This is a genomic window from Allokutzneria sp. A3M-2-11 16, from assembly GCF_024213555.1.
Classification (GTDB): Bacteria; Actinomycetota; Actinomycetes; order Mycobacteriales; family Pseudonocardiaceae; genus Allokutzneria.
In genome coordinates this window covers 422,057-440,776 of record NZ_JANAVO010000002.1, presented here as the reverse complement: position 1 = coordinate 440,776, position 18,720 = coordinate 422,057, and the positions used below count along the sequence as shown (strand labels likewise).

Annotated in this window: 15 protein-coding genes; 13 read left to right on the top strand and 2 right to left on the bottom strand. The window is 69.4% G+C overall.

Translation table 11 applies throughout. The features are described 5' to 3' along the window. Position 1 precedes the first annotated feature (1 nt). The 4 genes from NLX83_RS20140 to NLX83_RS20125 all read left to right on the top strand — a co-directional run bounded on the left by NLX83_RS20140 (position 2) and on the right by NLX83_RS20125 (position 5,828). Positions 2-1,144, top strand: a complete 1,143-nt coding sequence (locus NLX83_RS20140; RefSeq protein WP_254236621.1) for an acyl-CoA dehydrogenase family protein — start codon at positions 2-4, stop codon at positions 1,142-1,144. A gap of 210 nt (positions 1,145-1,354) precedes the next feature. Continuing rightward, on the top strand, positions 1,355-2,197 hold the full coding sequence (locus tag NLX83_RS20135; protein ID WP_254236620.1) for an oxygenase MpaB family protein: 843 nt from the start codon (positions 1,355-1,357) through the stop codon (positions 2,195-2,197). A 234-nt stretch (positions 2,198-2,431) separates the two neighbouring features. After that, positions 2,432-3,643 (top strand): acetyl-CoA C-acetyltransferase, encoded by a 1,212-nt coding sequence (locus NLX83_RS20130; RefSeq protein ID WP_254236619.1) that lies wholly within the window; start codon positions 2,432-2,434, stop codon positions 3,641-3,643. A 22-nt stretch (positions 3,644-3,665) separates the two neighbouring features. After that, positions 3,666-5,828, top strand: a complete 2,163-nt coding sequence (locus NLX83_RS20125; protein WP_254236618.1) for a 3-hydroxyacyl-CoA dehydrogenase NAD-binding domain-containing protein — start codon at positions 3,666-3,668, stop codon at positions 5,826-5,828. A gap of 245 nt (positions 5,829-6,073) precedes the next feature. On the opposite strand, the gene NLX83_RS20120 is transcribed toward NLX83_RS20125, so the two are convergent. Together NLX83_RS20120 and NLX83_RS20115 are read right to left on the bottom strand one after the other, a co-directional pair. Beyond that, positions 6,074-7,411: a 6-phospho-beta-glucosidase gene (locus NLX83_RS20120; RefSeq protein WP_254236617.1), complete on the bottom strand. Its 1,338-nt coding sequence runs from the start codon at positions 7,409-7,411 to the stop codon at positions 6,074-6,076. Next, positions 7,408-8,160: a DeoR/GlpR family DNA-binding transcription regulator gene (locus tag NLX83_RS20115; RefSeq protein ID WP_254236616.1), complete on the bottom strand. Its 753-nt coding sequence runs from the start codon at positions 8,158-8,160 to the stop codon at positions 7,408-7,410. The genes NLX83_RS20120 and NLX83_RS20115 overlap by 4 nt, the downstream gene beginning before the upstream one ends. A 144-nt stretch (positions 8,161-8,304) precedes the next feature. On the opposite strand from NLX83_RS20115, the gene NLX83_RS20110 reads away from it, so the two are divergent. The 9 genes from NLX83_RS20110 to NLX83_RS20070 all read left to right on the top strand — a co-directional run bounded on the left by NLX83_RS20110 (position 8,305) and on the right by NLX83_RS20070 (position 18,616). Continuing rightward, a complete protein-coding gene (locus NLX83_RS20110) occupies positions 8,305-9,432 on the top strand; it encodes a carbohydrate kinase family protein (RefSeq protein ID WP_308209341.1) in 1,128 nt (375 codons plus the stop codon). Positions 9,433-9,518: 86 nt separating this feature from the next. Further along, positions 9,519-10,775 carry an extracellular solute-binding protein gene (locus NLX83_RS20105; protein WP_254236615.1) on the top strand — a complete coding sequence of 419 codons (1,257 nt, stop codon included), beginning with the start codon at positions 9,519-9,521 and terminating at the stop codon, positions 10,773-10,775. Beyond that, a complete protein-coding gene (locus tag NLX83_RS20100; RefSeq protein WP_254236614.1) occupies positions 10,762-11,634 on the top strand; it encodes a carbohydrate ABC transporter permease in 873 nt (290 codons plus the stop codon). The genes NLX83_RS20105 and NLX83_RS20100 overlap by 14 nt, the downstream gene beginning before the upstream one ends. Continuing rightward, a complete protein-coding gene (locus tag NLX83_RS20095) occupies positions 11,634-12,440 on the top strand; it encodes a carbohydrate ABC transporter permease (RefSeq protein WP_254236613.1) in 807 nt (268 codons plus the stop codon). Before NLX83_RS20100 ends, NLX83_RS20095 begins: the two co-directional genes overlap by 1 nt. 61 nt (positions 12,441-12,501) lie before the next feature. After that, positions 12,502-15,072, top strand: coding sequence for a sugar-binding protein (locus NLX83_RS20090; RefSeq protein WP_254236612.1), 2,571 nt, complete (start codon positions 12,502-12,504; stop codon positions 15,070-15,072). A 23-nt stretch (positions 15,073-15,095) separates the two neighbouring features. Continuing rightward, entirely contained in the window at positions 15,096-15,659 is a 564-nt protein-coding gene (locus NLX83_RS20085; protein ID WP_254236611.1) for a carboxypeptidase, read from the top strand. 108 nt (positions 15,660-15,767) lie between these two features. Continuing rightward, entirely contained in the window at positions 15,768-16,478 is a 711-nt protein-coding gene (locus tag NLX83_RS20080; RefSeq protein WP_254236948.1) for a response regulator transcription factor, read from the top strand. A 26-nt stretch (positions 16,479-16,504) separates the two neighbouring features. Continuing rightward, positions 16,505-17,464: a sensor histidine kinase gene (locus tag NLX83_RS20075; RefSeq protein ID WP_254236947.1), complete on the top strand. Its 960-nt coding sequence runs from the start codon at positions 16,505-16,507 to the stop codon at positions 17,462-17,464. Between the two features lie 300 nt (positions 17,465-17,764). Then, a complete protein-coding gene (locus NLX83_RS20070; RefSeq protein ID WP_254236610.1) occupies positions 17,765-18,616 on the top strand; it encodes a M23 family metallopeptidase in 852 nt (283 codons plus the stop codon). Positions 18,617-18,720 lie beyond the last annotated feature (104 nt).

Below are 18,720 nucleotides of genomic sequence, written 5' to 3'. Positions count from 1 at the left end.
GATGCGGCGTGAGTTGTTCACCGCCGACCACGACGCGTTCCGCGATGCCGCGAGAACCTTTGTGGCCAAGGAGATCGAGCCCTACCACGCGCAGTGGGAGGCCGACGGCATCGTCAGCCGCGAGGTGTGGACGAAGGCGGGCGCACAGGGCCTGCTCGGCATGGACGTGCCGGAGGAGTTCGGCGGCGGTGGCGTGGATGACTACCGCTACCAGGCGATCCTGGACGAAGAGCTGGTCCGGGTCGGGGCGAGCGGTGTCGGTTTCCCCGTGCACAACGACATCATCGCGCCCTACCTGCTCAAGCTCGGCACCGATGAGCAGAAACGCCGGTGGCTGCCGGGTTTCTGCTCGGGTGAGCTGATCGCGGCGATCGCGATGACCGAGCCCGGGGTCGGCTCGGACCTCCAGGGGATCACCACCACGGCCGTGCGCGACGGCGACGAGTACGTGATCAACGGCTCGAAGACCTTCATTTCCAACGGTATCCACGCGGACCTGGTGATCGTGGTCGCGCGCACCGACCGGGACGCCGGGCACCAGGGCATCAGCCTGCTCGTGGTGGAGCGCGGCACCCCGGGCTTCGAGCGGGGCCGCAACCTGGACAAGATCGGCCTGAAGGCCCAGGACACCGCCGAGCTGTTCTTCTCCGACGTGCGCGTTCCGGCCACGAACCTGTTGGGGCAGGAGGGAATGGGGTTCATCTACCTCATGCAGAACCTGCCCCGGGAGCGGCTGTCCATCGCCGTGGCCGCGGTCGCCGCCGCTGAGCACATCCTGGAGCAGACGAAGCAGTACTGCTTGGAGCGCAAGGCTTTCGGCCGCCCCATCGGCAAGTTCCAGAACACCCGGTTCGAGCTGGCGGAGATGGCCACGGAGGTGCAGATCGCGCGGGTCTTCGTCGACCGCTGCATCACCGAGCACCTCTCGGAGCAGCTCACCGTCGAGCACGCCGCGATGGCGAAGTGGTGGACCACCGAGCTCCAGGTGAAGGTCGTCGACCGGTGCCTGCAGCTGCACGGCGGCTACGGCTACATGATGGAGTACCCGATCGCGAAGGCGTACCTGGACTCCCGCGTGCAGACGATCTACGGCGGCACCACTGAGATCATGAAGGAGATCGTCGGCCGCTCGATGGGCCTCTGACGCCGCGGTCCCGTCCCGTACCGTGGTCGGGCAGTCTTCAAGTACCCCCAACCACCCCTGCCAAAGTCTCAAACCGCCCCCAACCTCCGGCCGAGTCGACGCCCCGCCGGGGTGTGCTGCGGTTGGCGGTGATCAGGCGCGGGGTTGGGGGACTTGAAGACGTGCGCACCTCGGGTGGGGGTCGTTTGCGGATGGAGGACGTCGGCGCGCATGGCGGTTGATCCCGGCCTGTTCGGCCCGAACTCGGTGACGTGGAACCTGCACGGCGACCCGGCGATGTGGCTCGGCGGGGTGTGCAGCCTGTACCTGCAAGCGCTGCATCCCCGTGCCGTCGCCGGAGTCGTGCAGAACTCGATCTTCCTCAAGGACCCGTTCGGCCGACTGTCGCGCACCGCGAGCTTCGTCGGGCTCTCGACCTATGGCACGCGTGACGATGTGCACGAGGCGGCGGCGCGCGTGCGCCGGATCCACCAGGCGCTGAAGGGGCGCGACCAGGACACCGGGGAGAAGTTCCCGGTGGACGACCCGGAACTGCTGTTGTGGGTGCACTGCGCCGAGGTCGCGTCCTTCGCGTCGGCGACCGTGCGGGCCGGATTCCCTGCCACCCGAGCGCACTTGGACCAGTACTTCCACGAGCAGCGGCGGTCGGCGGAGCTGGTCGGCCTGTCGGCGGACGACGTTCCGGGCTCGGTGGGGGAGATGGCGGACTACTTCTCCGCGATGAAGCCACAGCTGCGGCGCACCCCGGACGCGGACCTGGTCTACGAGTTCCTGCACGCCCCACCGATGCCGCCCTGGCTGCGCCTGCCGATGCGGGTGGGTTATCGGCCGCTCGGGCACCTGTCGTACTCGTTGCTGCCGGACTGGGCGATCCGGCTCTACGGCCGTCCCGCGTACCCGGAGGCGGGCGCGACCTCTGGGGCCCAGGCGTTCCGGCTGGCGTTGTCGGCGATCCCGAAGCGGCTGCGCTGGTCGGTTCCGTCCCGCCACCTGCTCGACGCGATCGCCCGCCTCGGGCGCTCCGCCACCCCGCGCCCCGCTCTGCTCCCGTGACTTTCCGCGGTCTTCAAGTACCGCGAACCCCGCGGATGATCACCGGAAACGGTGGGGAACCCCGGGGTTCGCTGTTGTTTGAGACCGGTGGGGGTGGGGTTGGGTGTACTTGAAGACCGGCGAACCCGCTGTGGCTGGGGCCACAAGTTTGACCCATGTGACAGCGCTGGTGTAACACTTGCGGTGAGCTTGTTACGCGCCGGTAGCGATTCGAGGCTGAAGGGCACGGCCGATATGTCTGAAGCGTTTATCTACGACGCGATCCGAACCCCGCGGGGGCGCGGCAAGAAGACCGGATCGCTGCACGAGGTCAAGCCGATCTCGCTGGTGGTGGGCCTGATCGACGAGCTGCGCCGCCGCAACCCGAACCTGGACCCGCAGCGGGTCGAGGACGTCGTGCTCGGCGTCGTCTCCCCGGTCGGCGACCAGGGTTCGGTGATCGCCAAGACCGCGGCGCTCGCGGCCGGGCTGCCCGACACCGTCGCCGGTGTGCAGCTCAACCGGTTCTGCGCCTCCGGCCTCGAAGCGGTCAACACCGCGGCCCAGAAGGTGCGCTCCGGCTGGGAGGACCTGGTCATCGCCGGCGGCGTCGAGTCGATGTCGCGGGTGCCGATGGGCTCCGACGGCGGCGCGTGGGCGATGGACCCGGAAACCAGCTACAGCACGGGATTCGTGCCGCAGGGCATCGGCGCGGACCTGATCGCCACGCTCGGCGGCTGGGACCGCGAGGCCGTCGACGCCTACGCCGTGGAGTCCCAGGTGCGCGCGGGCAAGGCGTGGACCAACGGCTACTTCAACCGCTCGGTGATCCCGGTGCGCGACCGCAACGGCCTCGTCGTGCTCGACCGCGACGAGCAGGTCCGCCCCGACAGCACCGTGCAGAGCCTCAGCGCGCTCAAGCCCTCCTTCGCCGCGATGGGCGAGATGGGCGGCTTCGACGCGGTGGCACTGCAGAAGTACCACTGGGTCGAGAAGATCGACCACGTGCACACGGCGGCCAACTCCTCCGGCATCGTCGACGGCGCCGCGCTCGTGCTCATCGGCAGCGAGCAGGTCGGCAAGGACCTCGGCCTGACCCCGCGCGCCCGCGTGGTGGCCACCGCGCTCTCCGGCGCCGACCCGACGATCATGCTGACCGGGCCCGCGCCCGCCACCCGCAAGGCACTCGCCAAGGCCGGACTGTCCATCGAGGACATCGACCTGATCGAGATGAACGAGGCGTTCGCGGCCGTGGTGCTGCGCTTCATGCAGGACATGGGCGTCTCGCACGACAAGGTCAACGTCAACGGCGGCGCGATCGCCATGGGCCACCCGCTCGGCGCGACCGGTGCGATGATCACCGGAACGCTGCTGGACGAGCTGGAGCGCCGCGAGGCGCGCTACGGCCTTGCCACCCTGTGCATCGGGGGCGGCATGGGCATCGCCACGATCATCGAGCGCGTCTGAATTCCCGGGAGCGAGACGGACAATGACTGAGACCATTCGCTGGGAGTCAGGCGAGGACGGCATCGTCGTCCTCACCCTCGACGACCCGGAGCAGCAGGCCAACACCATGAACGAGCGCTACCAGCGCTCCATGGCCCAGACCGTCGAGCGGCTCTACGCCGAGCGCGAGAACATCACCGGCGTCATCCTGACCTCCGCCAAGAAGACCTTCTTCGCGGGCGGCGACCTCAAGGACCTCGGCCGCATCCAGCCGGAGAACGCGCAGCAGGCGTTCGACGCCTCGCAGGGCGTGAAGGACGCGCTGCGCAAGCTGGAGACGCTGGGCCGTCCCGTCGTGGCCGCGCTCAACGGCGCCGCGCTCGGCGGTGGCCTGGAGATCGCGCTGGCCACGCACCACCGCATCGCGCTGGACAACCCCAAGGCGCGCTTCGGTCTGCCCGAGGTCACCCTGGGCCTGCTGCCCGGTGGTGGCGGCGTCGTGCGCACCGTGCGGCTGCTCGGCATCGTCGACGCGCTGATGAAGGTCCTGTTGCAGGGCAAGCAGATGCGCGCGCAGGAGGCCAAGGAAGCCGGTCTCATCGACGAGATCGTGGCCACGCCGGAGGAGATGCTGGCGCGGGCCCGCGAGTGGATCAAGGCGAACCCGGAGGCCGTGCAGCCCTGGGACGTCAAGGGCTTCAAGATCCCCGGCGGCACCCCGTCCAACCCGAAGTTCGCGGCGAACCTGCCCGCGTTCCCGGCCAACCTGCGCAAGCAGCTCAAGGGCGCCCCGATGCCGGCGCCGCGCAACATCCTCGCCGCGGCGGTGGAGGGCGCGCAGGTCGACTTCGACACCGCGCTGCGGATCGAGACCCGCTACTTCGTCGACCTGGCGACCGGCCAGGTGGCGAAGAACATGATCAAGGCGTTCTTCTTCGACCTCCAGCACGCCAACTCCGGCGGCAGCAGGCCGAAGGACGTGCCCGCGTGGCAGGCGACCAAGGTCGCGGTGCTCGGCGCGGGCATGATGGGCGCCGGAATCGCTTACGTGTGCGCCAAGTCCGGCATGGAGGTCGTGCTCAAGGACGTCTCCGCGGAGAGCGCAGAGAAGGGCAAGGCGTACTCGCAGAAGATCCTCGACAAGGCCGTCGCGCGTGGACGGTCCACTCCTGCGGCTCGCGACGAGGTGCTGGCCCGGATCAGGCCCACCGCCGACGCCGCCGACCTCGACGGCTGCGACCTGGTGATCGAGGCCGTCTTCGAGAACACCTCGTTGAAGCACAAGGTCTTCAGCGAGATCCAGGACGTCGTCGCGCCGCACGCGCTGCTGGCCTCCAACACCTCGACGCTGCCGATCACCGGCCTGGCCGAGGGCGTCAAGCGCCGCAAGGACTTCGTCGGCCTGCACTTCTTCTCCCCGGTGGACAAGATGCCGCTGGTGGAGATCGTGGTCGGCGAGCAGACCTCCGACGAGGCGCTGGCCCGCGCGGTGGACGTGGTCCGGCAGATCCGCAAGACGCCGATCGTGGTCAACGACAGCCGGGGCTTCTTCACCAGCCGGGTCATCGGCACCTTCCTCAACGAGGGTGTCGCGATGCTCGCGGAGGGCTACAGCGCCTCCACGATCGAGCAGGTCTCCTCGCAGGCGGGCTACCCGGCGCCGGTGCTGCAGCTGATGGACGAGCTGACGCTGACCCTGGGGCGCAAGATCCGCAACGAGGCGAAGCAGGCCGTCATCGACGCCGGTGGGACCTGGACCTCGCACCCCGCCGAGACCGTCATCGACCGCATGGTCGAGGAGTTCGGTCGCGAGGGCCGTGCCGCCGGAGCGGGCTTCTACTCCTATGTGGACGGTAAGCGCGCCGGTCTGTGGGCGGGCCTCAAGGACGCGTTCCCGGTGCTGCACACCGAGGACGTGCCGTTCCAGGACCTCGTGGAGCGCCTGCTGTTCATCGAGGCGCTGGAGACCGTGCGCTGCGTCGAAGAAGGCGTGATCACCTCGGTCCCGGACGCGAACATCGGCTCGATCATGGGCATCGGCTTCCCGCCGTGGACCGGTGGCGTGCTCCAGTACATCAACGGCTACGAGGGTGGCCCGAAGGGCTTCCTGGCCCGTGCCGAGGAGCTGGCGGAGCGCTACGGGGACCGCTTCACCCCGCCCGCGCTGCTCCGCACCAAGGCCGACACCGGCGCACTGTTCGACTAGCCCGACTCCGCACACGGCCCCCCGACCCCAGCGCGGTCGGGGGGCCGTTTTTGCCCTGAACGGGTCGTTCGGGGAACCCAACGCCCCAAACGATCCGTTCAGGGCGTACTCCGAGCGCGCGGCAGCAGGCGTTGGCAGGATGAGCGTGCGAACCCAACGCCGCGTTTGGGGCGTTAGATTCCCTGAACGGGTCGTTCGGGGAATCTAACGCCCTCAACGACCCGTTCAGGGCACAACGGCGTGGGTTAAGGCTTGAGGTCGGAGAGGGTGGGGAAGGCGGTGATGTAGGCGTCGAGGGTGCGTTCGGCGGCGGCTACGGAGTCGACCAAGGGATGCGAGCCGAGGGCCAGCAGGGCGTGGTCGCGGCTGCGGTCGACCGCTGCGGTGATGGCGGCGCGCTCGCAGGACTTCACGCGGCGCATCAAGCCGATGGCGTGCTCGGGCAACGGATCGGTGGCGATGGGGCGGGGGCCGTTGCCGTCGACGACGCACGGCACCTCGACGACGGCGTCGGAGGGCAGCCCGGGGACGGCGCCGCGATTGCGCACGTTGAGGATCAGCGACGCGGGGTGGTTGCCGCCGATCGACGCCATCAGCCGGAGCGCGACCTGCTCGTAGCCGCCGCCGTCCATGTCACACGCATCGCGCTCACCGACGTCGGCGACGGCGCGACCCTCGGCCATGTACGTGCTCTCGCGCTCCAGGCGCACGGTTTCCCACAACGCGAGGGCATCGGGTGCCGACAACACCTGCGAGTAGAACTGATCCTGTTGGGAGAGAAGGAATTCGCCGCGAGTCGTGGCCGAGGAAGCGACCTCGGCCAGGGTCTCGCGGGCGAAGTAGTAGTAGTGCAGGTACTCGTTGGGGATCGCGCGCAGCGTCCGCAGCCATGAAGCGCCGAAGAGCTTGCCCTCCTCGAAGGACGTCAGCGCAACCGGATCGTCGAACAGCGCGGGCAGGCGGTCGTGGCCGTTGACCCGCACGGCGCGCAGCCACCCGAGGTGGTTCAGGCCGACGTAGTCGAATCCCGCGCGGTCAAAGGGAACGTCCAGGGCGTGGGCCACGCGGCGGCACAGGCCGACGGGGGAGTCGCAGATGCCCACGACGCGGTCGCCGAGCACGGCCGACATGGCCTCGGTGACCATGCCCGCCGGATTGGTGAAGTTGATCAACCACGCGTCCGGGGCCAGTCTGTCCACAGTGGACGCGATCTCCATGGCGACCGGGATCGTCCGCAGCGCGTAGCAGATCCCGCCCGCGCCAACGGTCTCCTGGCCGAGCAGCCCTTCGCCGAGCGCCACCCGTTCGTCCAGGGTGCGCCCGCGCAGCCCGCCGACCCGGATCGCGGAGAACACCACGTCGGCCCCGCGCACCGCGTCCTCCAACGAGGTGGTGGTCCGCAGCCGGGGCCGCCAGTCGAACGCGGCCGCCTGACGATCGAGCACCGCCGAAATTCCCTTGAGCCGCAAGGGATCGACGTCGTAGAGCACCAGTTCGTCGACGAGCCGGGCCGGATCGCCCAGCAGGCTCGAATGCACCAGTGGGACCCGGAACCCGCCCCCGCCCAGCACGACCAGTCTCATGCCCGCACTACCTCCACCCCGGCCTCGCCCATCGTGCTCAGCGTCCGCTCGTCCGCCCCGGCGTTGGTGACCAGGACGTTCACCTCGTCAGGCCCGCAGATCCTGGCCAGCCCCGCACCCGGGAACTTCGCCGAGTCGGCGAGCAGCACCACCTGGTCCGCCGCGGCGAGCATGGCGCGCTTCTGCGGCACCTCGACGACGGTGTCGTCCATGACGGAGCCGTCCGGGCGCACCCCCGCGGTGCCCATGAACAGACGGTTCGCGCGCACCTGGCGCAGCGCGTCCTCGGTCAGGAATCCGACCATCGACCGGTAGTTCCGCCGCACCACACCGCCGAGCAGGATCAGCTGCACCGCGTGGTCACCGGCCAGTTCCTCGTAGACGGCGAGGTTGCTCGTCATGACGGTGACCGCCCGTCCGTGCAGGTGCGCGGCGAGGCGGTGGGTGGTGGTGCCGATGTCCAGCAGCAGCACCTCGCCGTCGGTGACCAGGGCCGCGGCCGCCTTGGCGACGGCGTCCTTGTCCGCCAGGTCCTCGCCCGCGGCGTAGTCGAAGGGCGGCTCGGCGTCCGGGCTGATCATCGCGCCGCCGTGCACCCTGGTCAGCACGCCGTCGCGCTCCAGGCAGATCAGGTCGCGGCGGATGGTGGCCGGGCTGGCGTCGAGCAGCTCCGCGAGGGTGGTGACGGTGGCCGAACCGTCCCGCGACAGGCAGCGCAGGATCTCCGAGTGTCGCCGCTGAGGGAGCACGATCCGAACACTATCAGTCAAAAGTGCGCACGACGGTGATCATTTGGCGTGGTATGTCCAGTCCACGTCAAATGGCATGCTCATGTCTTGTCACATATCTGCACGCAGGTGCAGACTCCACGAATTCGCAGGGGAGGAGTGTCGGTGGATCATCAGCCGCCCCATGGCCCACACGACGAGCGCCACGATCATGATCACGTCGAGATCGAGGTGGACCTCGGCGCGGGCGCGAAGTTCCCCGGTGAACCCCCGGCCCTGGACGTGCTGCTCTCCGGCACGGTGTTCCTCGACATCATCTTCACCGGCCTGCCGCACCTGCCCAGGACGGGAACGGAGATCTGGTCGAGCGGCCTGGGCTCCAGCCCCGGCGGGATCGCCAACCTCGCGGTCGCGCTGAGCAGGCTCCAGCTCAACACCGGGCTGGCCGCCGCCTTCGGCGAGGACGTCTACGGCGACTTCTGCTGGGACGTGCTGGCCAACCAGGAGAAGGTCGACCTCGCGCACTCCCGCCGCTTCTACGGCTGGCACTCACCGCTGACGGTTTCCATGGCGGTCAACAAGGACCGCAGCATGGTCACCCACGGGCACCCCGCACCGACCGGCGCGGACGAGCTGCTCAGCCCGCCGCCGCGGACGCGGGCCTGCTTCGTGCACGTGGACCTGCACAGCGACAACTGGGTCAAGCAGGCCAAGCAGGACGGTTCGCTGCTGTTCGCCGACGTCGGCTGGGACCCGAGCGAGAAGTGGGCGCCGTCGATGCTGCGCGAACTGCTCGACGGCTACGACGTGTTCCTGCCCAACTCCGTCGAGGCCACCCGCTACACCCGCACCGAGGACCCGAAGGCGGCGGCGCGCGCCCTCGCCGAGATCGTCCCGGTCGTCGTGGTGACCCGCGGCGGGGACGGCGCGGTCGCGGTGGACTCGCGCACCGGCGAGGAGGCCGAGGTCGTCGGGCTCAACGTGAACGCGCTCGACCCGACCGGCGCGGGCGACGTCTTCGGCGCGGGCTTCGTGTTCGGCACGCTGGCCGGGTGGCCGCTGGCCGACCGGGTGCACTTCGCCAACCTCTGCGCGGCGTTGTCCGTGCAGCACTTCGGCGGGTCGCTGTCGGCGCCGGGCTGGTGCGACATCGCCATGTGGTGGCGGGCGCTGAGCTGCCGCCCCGACGACTGCCTGCGCGGCTACCACTTCCTCGACGACCTGCTGCCCAGCCACGGGTGCGCCACCGTGCGCAGGGCCAGCCCCACCATCGGACTGCGCGGTAATCCCTAGAGGAGGAGTTCCCTGTGCTCTCGCGCCTGGCGGTTCTGTCTCTGATAGCTGTGACGCTGGGGGCGTGCGCCCCGGGGTCGGGTTCGGTGGGCGAACGGCCCACCGATCGTCCGGCCGGGGAGGTGCGCACCGATCCGGCCACCATGGGCAAGGTGACGCTGACCGTCTGGGACCAGGAGGTCCGCGGTGGCCAGGAGAAGCAGATCTCCGCGCTGAACGACGCCTTCCAGCGCAAGTACCCCAACATCACGATCAAGCGCGTCGCCCGGTCCTTCGACGACCTGCGCAGCACCGTGAAGCTCGGCCTGACCGGTGCCGAGGCACCCGATGTGGTGCAGGTCAACAACGGCAAGCAGGACATGGGCTCGTTCGTGAAAGCCGGTCTGCTGCAACCACTCGACGGCTACGCGACGGCGCACAAGTGGACCGAGCGCATGCCCGAGTCCGTGCTGCGGCTGGCGAAGTACCCGGACAGCGGCGCGGTGCTCGGTGAGGGCAAGCTCTACGGCGTCCCGCAGACCGGTGAGCTGGTCGGCCTGTTCTACAACAAGGAGAAGCTCGCCAGGCTCGGCATCCAGCCGCCGACGACCTGGGAGGACTTCGACAAGGCGCTGGCCGCGGCCAAGCGCGCGGGCGAGCTGCCGATCCAGTTCGGCAACCTGGAGAAGAGCAGCGGCAACTACCTGTTCAGCCTCGCCATGCACCGCTACGGCAAGGCGGAGGAGGAGACGCGGCTCGCCACCGGCCGCGACGGCGTCTCGTGGAACACCGAGGCCAACAAGCAGGCCGCGCGATTGTTGTTGTCCTGGGCGGACAACGGCTACTTCCCGCAGGGCTACGCGGGCATCAAGTCCGACGACTCGTGGGCGGCGTTCGCCCGTGGCGAGGGCCTGTTCCACATCAGCGGCACGTGGCTGACCGCGGACATCCAGGCGGCCATGGGCGACAAGGTCGGATTCCAGCTGCCTCCCGGCCAGACGGTCACCGGCGGGACCGGGCTGCCGTTCGCGGTCAGCGGGCGCAGCAAGAACCCGGACGCCGCGGCCGCCTACATCGACTTCATCAGCAACGCCGATGCGATGAAGGTGTTGGCGGACAACGGGAACCTGCCCGCGACCGAGGCTGACAAGCAGGCGGCGACCGGTCTCACCAAGGATGTTTTCACCGCGTGGCAGACCGCCTCGCGCTCGACGCAGCTGGTGCCGTACCTGGACTACGCGACGGTGACCGCCTACGACACGGTGACCGGCGCGATCGAACAGCTGCTGGCCAAGCGGCACACCGTCGACCAGTTCCTGACGGTGTTGCAGGACGACCTGGACAAGGGTCGTGGCGGTCGCTGAGCCGAGGCGCGTCGGTTACCTCTACATCCTCCCGGCGCTGCTGGTCTACGGGCTGTTCCTGCTGTTCCCCTTGCTGCACAGCGGATGGATCTCGCTGTTCTCCTGGGACGGGTTGACCGTCGGCACGTTCGTCGGGCTGGACAACTACGCGGCGCTGGCCGCGGACGTCGGGTTCCTCGCCGCCTTCGGGCACGTCGCGGTGCTGCTGGTGTTCTTCGCGGTGCTGCCGGTGAGCATCGGTCTCGTGCTCGCGACCGCGTTGTCCCGCACCAGGATTCGCGGTATGGCGTTCTTCCGGACGGCCTTGTTCCTGCCGCAGGTCGTGGCGATGGTCGTCGTCGCGATCGCGTGGCAGCGGATCTTCGCCCCGGACGGCGCGCTCAACGACCTGCTGCGCCTCGTCGGGCTCGACGGCCTGGTCACCGCGTGGCTCGGCGAATCGGGCACCGCGCTGATCGCGGTCGGGCTCGTGGGGACTTGGGTGCAGACCGGCCTCGCGGTGGTGCTTTTCCTCGGCGGTATCGGCAAGATCTCCGGCGAGCTGTTCGACGCCGTGCGCCTCGACGGGGGCGGCGTGGTCCGGGAGTTCCGCACCGTCGTGCTGCCCGCGCTGCGCGCCGAGATCGGGGTGGCGCTGACGCTGACCGTCATCGCGGCGCTGCGCACGTTCGACCTGGTTTACGTGATGACACCGCAGGGCGGCCCCGGCGGGTCGACGACCGTGCCGTCCTACGAGATCTACCACCGCGCGTTCCACAGTGGACAGGTCGGCTCCGCCGCGGCCATCGGGATCACGCTGACCGCGCTCGCGTTTTTGATCACCTTCGGCATCACGAAGGTCACCGGGAGGGATCGCTGATGAGGGCTTCCCGACTGGAACGCGTTGGCACGTACGCGGTGTTGGCCGTTTTCACCGCCTACGCGCTCTACCCGGTGCTGGCGATCCTGTTCACCGCGCTGCGGCCGGAGGTCGTCGGGCAGGGCGGAGTGCACTGGGAGAACTTCGCCAAGGCTTGGCACGAAGGCAACTTCGGCAGCTACCTCGGCACCAGCGCGATCGTCAGCGGCAGCGTCGTGGCCATCTCCGTGGTGCTGTCCGTGCTCGCCGGATACGCCTTCGGCACCATGCGGTTCCGCGGGCACCAGGCGCTGTTCTACCTGATGCTGCTCGGAATCATGGTGCCCGCGGAAGCGATCGTCGTCCCGCTGTACTTCGACCTGCGCGACCTCGGGCTGACCAACTCCTACCTCGCGCTCATCGGGCCTCAGGTCGCGCAGTCGGTCGCGTTCGGCGCGTTCTGGATGCGCACCTACTTCAGCTCGGCCTCGCGGTCGGTGGTGGAGGCGGCCCGGCTCGACGGCGCGGGGCACTGGCAGACGCTGTGGCGCGTGCTGCTGCCGATGGGCCGTCCCGCGCTGGTCACGCTGATCGTCATGGTCTTCATGTGGACCTGGAACGAGTTCCTGCTCGCGTTGGTCATGGTGACCGACGAAGCGCTGCGCACCGCCCCGCTCGGGCTGCGGTTCTTCTCCGGGCGCGCGGTGACCAGCGTTCCCCTGCTCGCCGCCGCGTCGGTGCTCGTCGCGCTGCCGGTGGTGCTGGTTTACCTGTTCCTGCAACGACACTTCATTCGAGGAATGCTTGACGGTGCTGTGAAGGGGTGAGTTCGCCTTGCGAATCACTGCGTTGTTACCGTTAGCGGCCGCTGCCGCGGTGGTGTTCGGGATGGACGATCCCGTGACCGCCGAACAATCCGGCCCCGTCGACCTCGGCGCGCTTTTCGTTGGCGCGCACCCTGATGACGAGTCCGGCGCGCTGTCGACCTTCGGCAGGTGGAAGGCCGAGCACGGTGTGCGCACCGGGGTCGTCACGATCACCAGGGGCGAGGGCGGCGGCAACGCGGCCGGGCCGGAGGAAGGACCGGACCTGGGCCGCATCCGGGAGGCCGAGGAGCGGCGCGCGGTCGCCGCCGCCGGGATCACCGAGGTCTTCAACCTGGACAAGGCCGACTTCTACTACTCGGTCAGCTCGCCGCTGACCCGCCAGGCGTGGGGCCAGGAGGACACGCTCGGTCGCCTGGTGCGGCTGATCCGGCAGACCAGGCCCGAGGTCGTGGTGACCATGGATCCCGCGCCCACGCCGGGGAACCACGGCAACCACCAGTACTCCGCGCGGCTCGCGGTCGAGGCATACCGGGCCGCGGCCGATCCGGGCGCCTATCCCAAGCAGCTCAGCGAGGAAGGACTGCGGCCGTGGTCGGTCGCGAAGGTCTTCATCACCGGGACCACCGGGGAGCGCAAGCTCGGTCCGTCCTGTGTGGACGGTCTACCGGCCGGTCAGTACGGCGTGTGGAGCGGTGTTCCCGCGCCGGGCACCGGCACCACGTGGGCGCAGGTTGAGCGCAAGGCACAACGCGAGTACATCAGCCAGGGCTGGGCCGGTTTCCCTGATGTGCCAACTGATCCGGCCAAGCTCGGATGTGACTACTTCACCGAGGTGGCCAGCCGCGTTCCCGGCACCGCGAGCATGCTCGAAGGTGCGGTGCTGCAAGGCGCACTGCCGCTGCGGACTGGTCTCTCCGTGGAGCTGGACCGTTTCGCCGTGGTGCCCGGCGCCTCCGTGAAGGTGCGCGTCACGGCGACCACGGATCGCGTGCTGCCGGACGCGAAGGTCGCGCTGAAGGTGCCGCAGGGCTGGACTGTCACCGGACGCGGCGAGCTGGGCACCGTCGTCGCCGGACGCCCAGGCACGGCGGAGTTCACCGTCAAGGTCGGCGCCGAGGTAGGAAGATTCCGGCTACCGGTCGAACTGTCCAGTGTGGACAAACGTGGTTTCGGAGCGACGGTGGTCGAGGTGACGGAGCCGGTGCGGGCCGCACAGCAGGCGCTGCCACAGGTCGCGGAGTTCCAGGAGTGGGCGCGCAAAGCGGGCACTCCGGCCCTGGCCGACATGGTGCCACCGGTGCTGACCCTGCCTTCCGGTGGAGCCCGCGACATCGACGTCCAGATCGTCAACCACGGTGGCACCGCTCAGTCGGGAACCGTCGACATGGCTCTGCCCAAGGGATTCACAGCTGACGCGCCGAGCAAGCCGTTCACCGCGGAGAGTAAGACGGTCCGCTTCACCGTTCGCAACACCGATCCCGCCCTGCCGACCGGCATGAAGGGCGGCGACTACGCGTACACCCTCACCGTGCGCCCGCAGAACGGTCCGACCAGCACTTCAAAGCAGGCGCTGGAGCTGGTCCCGGCGACCACGATCGAGAAGGCTGCGGCACCACCCACTGTGGACGGAACGGCGGGTCCGAACGAGTACTCCGGGCCTGAACTGGACGTTTCGGCGCGCTGGGAAGGAGACAACTGCGAGTCCAAAGCGGACTGTTCCGCCACGGCGCGGCTGAACTGGCACGGAGACACGCTCTACGCCCTGGTCAAGGTCACCGATGACAAGCCGGGCAGCACGCTGCCAGCCTCGGATTGCAAGCGGCACTGGCGAACCGACTCCGTGGAGATCACCCTGGACCCGCGCGGGCGTTCGGAGAACACGTCCGACACGTTCAAGCTCGCCGTGTTCCCCAGGACGACGGAGGGGCCCGCGTGCGCGTTCCGGGACGCCGACAACCACCAGGGTGCAGCGCCGAGCGTGAAGGTGGCCAGCAAGATCGAGCAGTCCGGCTACACCGTCGAGGTCGCGATCCCGTTGGCCGCACTGCCCGCCGCCGTCGATCCGGCCAACCTCGGGCTGAACGTGCTGGTCTACGACTCGGACACGCAGAACAAGACCGGGCAGACCCGCATCGGCTGGTCGACCTGGGGCGGTGTGCAGGGCGATCCGTACCGATGGGGGCGAGCGACGCTTGACCGAAGACCCGCTTGCGGGGTCGAGCATCAGCACAGGCTTTCGCCGTCCTCTGAATGCCCTCCTGTCACGCCGCCGGTGCTGCCGCTGATCGCACTGTCCTCCGTGGACTCTCCGCAGTCGATCGAGCAGTCAGTGCGCATCGGCGTCCCGCTCGGCGGCTCGGCGAAGTCGCGGTCCGCGGTGCACGTGCTCCGCGCGACGGCCAAGGAGTCCACTGTGGACGTTCGATTGGCGGTGACCGGGCCGGGCAAGGTGCACGTGTTCGCGGTCGACGCGGTTGGACGCGTTGTGGGCAAACAGGTACAGGACGTGCGGCCGGGCGCACCACGCCTGCGTTTCGAGCTGAGCGGAACCCCGGTGAAGGTGTTCGTGGGTCTTGAAGACCAACGGGGCGCCACCGCGGCCGCCGTTGGGCGGATCGAAAGCGAGCCTTAACCGTCCGCTGCCAGCCTGCTGGCATGACGCGAACAAAACTTGTGTTGAGTGGCGCAGTCTGCGCGATGGCCGTCGTGCTCGGTGCTTCGGGGACCGCTTCGGCGACACCTGAAGCGGCCCCGGACGCCGAGCTGGCCAGCGCGGACACCGCGAAGAAGATCAGGGACAACGCGGGCATCAACCTGCTCAACTCCCACGTCAGCGGCAGGCACCACCCGGCGTCTACCGCGCGCACGAACATCGCCGACGCCGCGGCGGGCCGCAAAGCCAGCACCAGCCCGTGGAGCGACGTCGGAGTCAAGAAGGTCACCCTGACCACCCGCATGCTCAACGGCATGCTGAAAATGCGCACGGCCGGCTACAAGTTCCGGGTGACCACGATCGTCGGCGGCGACCACAGCAGCAACTCCCGGCACTACGCGGGGCTGGCCTTCGACGTCGACCAGATCAACGGGCGCGGCGTCAGCTCCAGTCACCCGAGCTACCGGGCGTTCATGAACAAGTGCCGCGCGTACGGGGCGACCGAGGTGCTCGGTCCGGGCAACGCCGGGCACAGCGGGCACATCCACTGCGCGTGGCCGCGCTGAGTCCCGTAAGCACTTCGTAAGACCACAGATCCCCTGCATGCCGTTCCCTGGAAGCCAGACAGGTGTCCTGACTTCCAGGGAGCGGCGTTGATCTGTTACACCACGTCGATGGAGGAACTGCCGAAGGCCGAGGTCACCGGCCGGGTGCTGGTCGTCGACGACGACCTCACCGTGCGCGACGTGGTCCGCCGCTACCTCGAACTCGCCGGGCACCAGGTGGAGCTGGCAGGTGACGGTGAGCAGGCGTTGCGCATGGCCGCCGCGCGCGAGCCGGACCTCGTCGTGCTCGACCTCATGCTGCCCGGCCTCGACGGCCTGGAGGTGTGCCGTCGCCTGCGCGAGCACAGCGCTGTCCCGGTCATCATGCTCACCGCGCGCGGTGACGAGGAGGACCGCGTCCTCGGCCTGTCCCTCGGCGCCGACGACTACGTCAGCAAGCCGTTCAGCGCCCGCGAGCTCGCGCTGCGGGTCTCCTCGGTGCTGCGGCGGGTCGGGCCCCGCCCGGTCGCCGCCGCCGCTGGCCTCAGCGACGGCTCGCTCCGGCTCGACCTGACCGCGCGGCGCGCCGAGCGCGACGGCCGCGAGCTGACCTTGACCGGCCGCGAGTTCGACCTGCTCGCCTTCTTCATGGAGCACCCCGGCCGCGCGTTCAGCCGCGCCGACCTGCTGTCGGAGGTGTGGGGCTGGGAGTTCGGCGACCAGTCCACGGTCACGGTGCACGTGCGGCGGCTGCGGGAAAAGGTCGAGTCCGACCCGGCGAACCCGGTGCGGATCGCGACCGTGTGGGGCGTCGGCTACCGCTACGACCCGTCAGGGTGAGCCCGGTGCTCGCCGACCTGCCGAAGATGGCGCTGATCGGGCTCGCCTGCGCGGTGCCGGTCGCGGCGCTCGGCACTGTATTACTGCACCGCCTGCGGCGCGGCTCGCTGACCGTGTCGATGGGGGTGCTCGTCCTGGTCCCGCTCGCCGCCACGCTGGCCGGGATCATCGGCATCTGCGGCTTCATGTACACCCAGCAGACGCAGGCCGCGCTCGTGGTGTGCGGGCTCGTCACGCTGATCACCGTGCCGGTGGCGCTGCTCCTCGGCCGCTCGATCAGCAGGCACAGCGTGTGGGAGCGCGAGGCCGAACGCGCCCGCCGCGAACTCGTCTCCTGGATCAGCCACGACCTGCGCACTCCGCTCGCGGGCATCCGGGTCATGACCGAGGCCCTCGCGGACGGGGTCGTGTCCGATCCCGCGGAGGCGCGCGAGTACGCCCTCCGCGTTCGCGGCGAGACCGACCGCCTGTCCGGGATGGTCGACGACCTCTTCGAGCTGTCTCGGATCAACGCGGGCGAAGTGCGGCCTCGACGCGAGCCGGTGCCGCTGCGCGACGTTGTAGAGGACGCGGTCGGCTCCTCTTCTGTGCGCGTGGAGGTGACGGAGTGGCCGGTGGTGCTCGGCGGGGAGCGTGAGCTCGGCCGAGCACTGCGGAACCTGCTCGACAACGCGCTCCGGCACACCCCTAGGGGCGGGACGGTCACGGTTCGCGCGGGTGTGACCGACAGCCACGCCTGGGTGACGGTTGATGACGAATGCGGCGGCATCCCGGCGGAGGACCTTGAGCGCGTGTTCGACGTCGCTTTCCGGGGTGGTTCCGCGCGGACGCCGGGGGAGTCGGGGGCCGGTCTCGGGCTGCCGATCGCGCAGGGATTGATCAAGGCGCTCGGCGGCGCCATCGCCGTGTCGAACCACGGAACCGGTTGCCGGTTCCGGGTTACCGTGCCGCGCGCGGCGCGGTCAAGCGCGCGTTCGCAGCAATGACCGCCGCCATCTGCGTGGTGACTTTCCGGATTCGGCGCATGTGGTCGAGTGTCCAGGTCCGCGGTCGGCGAGCTGCGGACCAGCTCAAGGTTGCGTTAACTAAACGTAGTTGTTTGTGGGATAGCTCACCCGCCAGGCGGGTGAGGGTTGCCCCTACTGGTAACCCCCCGTTAGCTTCGCCGCTGCACATCACGGTCCGAACAGCAGCACGGACACGACAGCGGCGGCCCAGCCGGTGTCACCCGGATCCCCCGCCGGGCGTCCTGTCCGGACTCCCCGACGTGAGTGAAAGGGCTGGTAGTGGCTCGACATCGTTCTCCGGGTGGGGCAACCTCCCCGGCTCTGGAAGAAGCTTTACAACGCGCAGGCAGGATCGCCGGCCCCAAGCGGGTCCGCCGCCCCTCCGGAACCAAGCCCGCTCCCGCCGGTAAAGCGGCGGTCGCAGCGGTCGCGGCGGGCGCCCTGATCGTCATCGGTTACCAGGGAGCATCCGCCGCGGGCAGCACCGATTCCTCCGCGGCCGAGGCCAACCTCTTCAAGGCCCGCTACGCCGCGCCGCCCAAGGCAGTGGAGATGCTGCCGAACCTGGCGCAGAGCGACCCCTCCGCGGAGCTCACCAAGCTGAGCCTGGGCCTGCGGGCGCAGGACGAGCGCTCCGCCGCCGAGAACCAGGCGCGCACCGCGGCCGAGGAGGCCGCCAAGAAGGCCGTGAAGGCCGCCGAGGACGTCCGCAAGGCCGCCGAGGACAAGAAGAGCTCCGTGCGCGGAGCCTTCGCCAAGCCCGCCGAGGGCAGGCTCACGTCCGGCTTCGGCGCCCGCTGGGGCGGCAGCCACCGCGGCATCGACATCGCCAACGCCATCGGCACCCCGATCCGGGCCGCCGCGGCGGGCGTGGTCATCGACGCCGGTCCGGCCAGCGGCTTCGGCCTGTGGGTGCGCGTCCAGCACGCGGACGGCACCATCACCACCTACGGCCACATGGACAAGATCCTCACCCGCCTCGGCGCGCAGGTGAAGGCGGGCGACCAGATCGCCACCATCGGCAACCGCGGCCAGTCCACCGGCCCGCACCTGCACTTCGAGGTGCAGCTGCCCGGCGGTCGCGACGTCGACCCGAAGGCGTGGCTCGCCCAGCGCGGCATCTTCGTCTGATTCCGCCCGTTCCCGAAACCCCGGCCAGGTGCCGGGGTTTTTCGGCATTCGGCGGTACGACAGCCTGACAGATCCTGACAAGGTCTTCGCGTTGCACGTCAGAG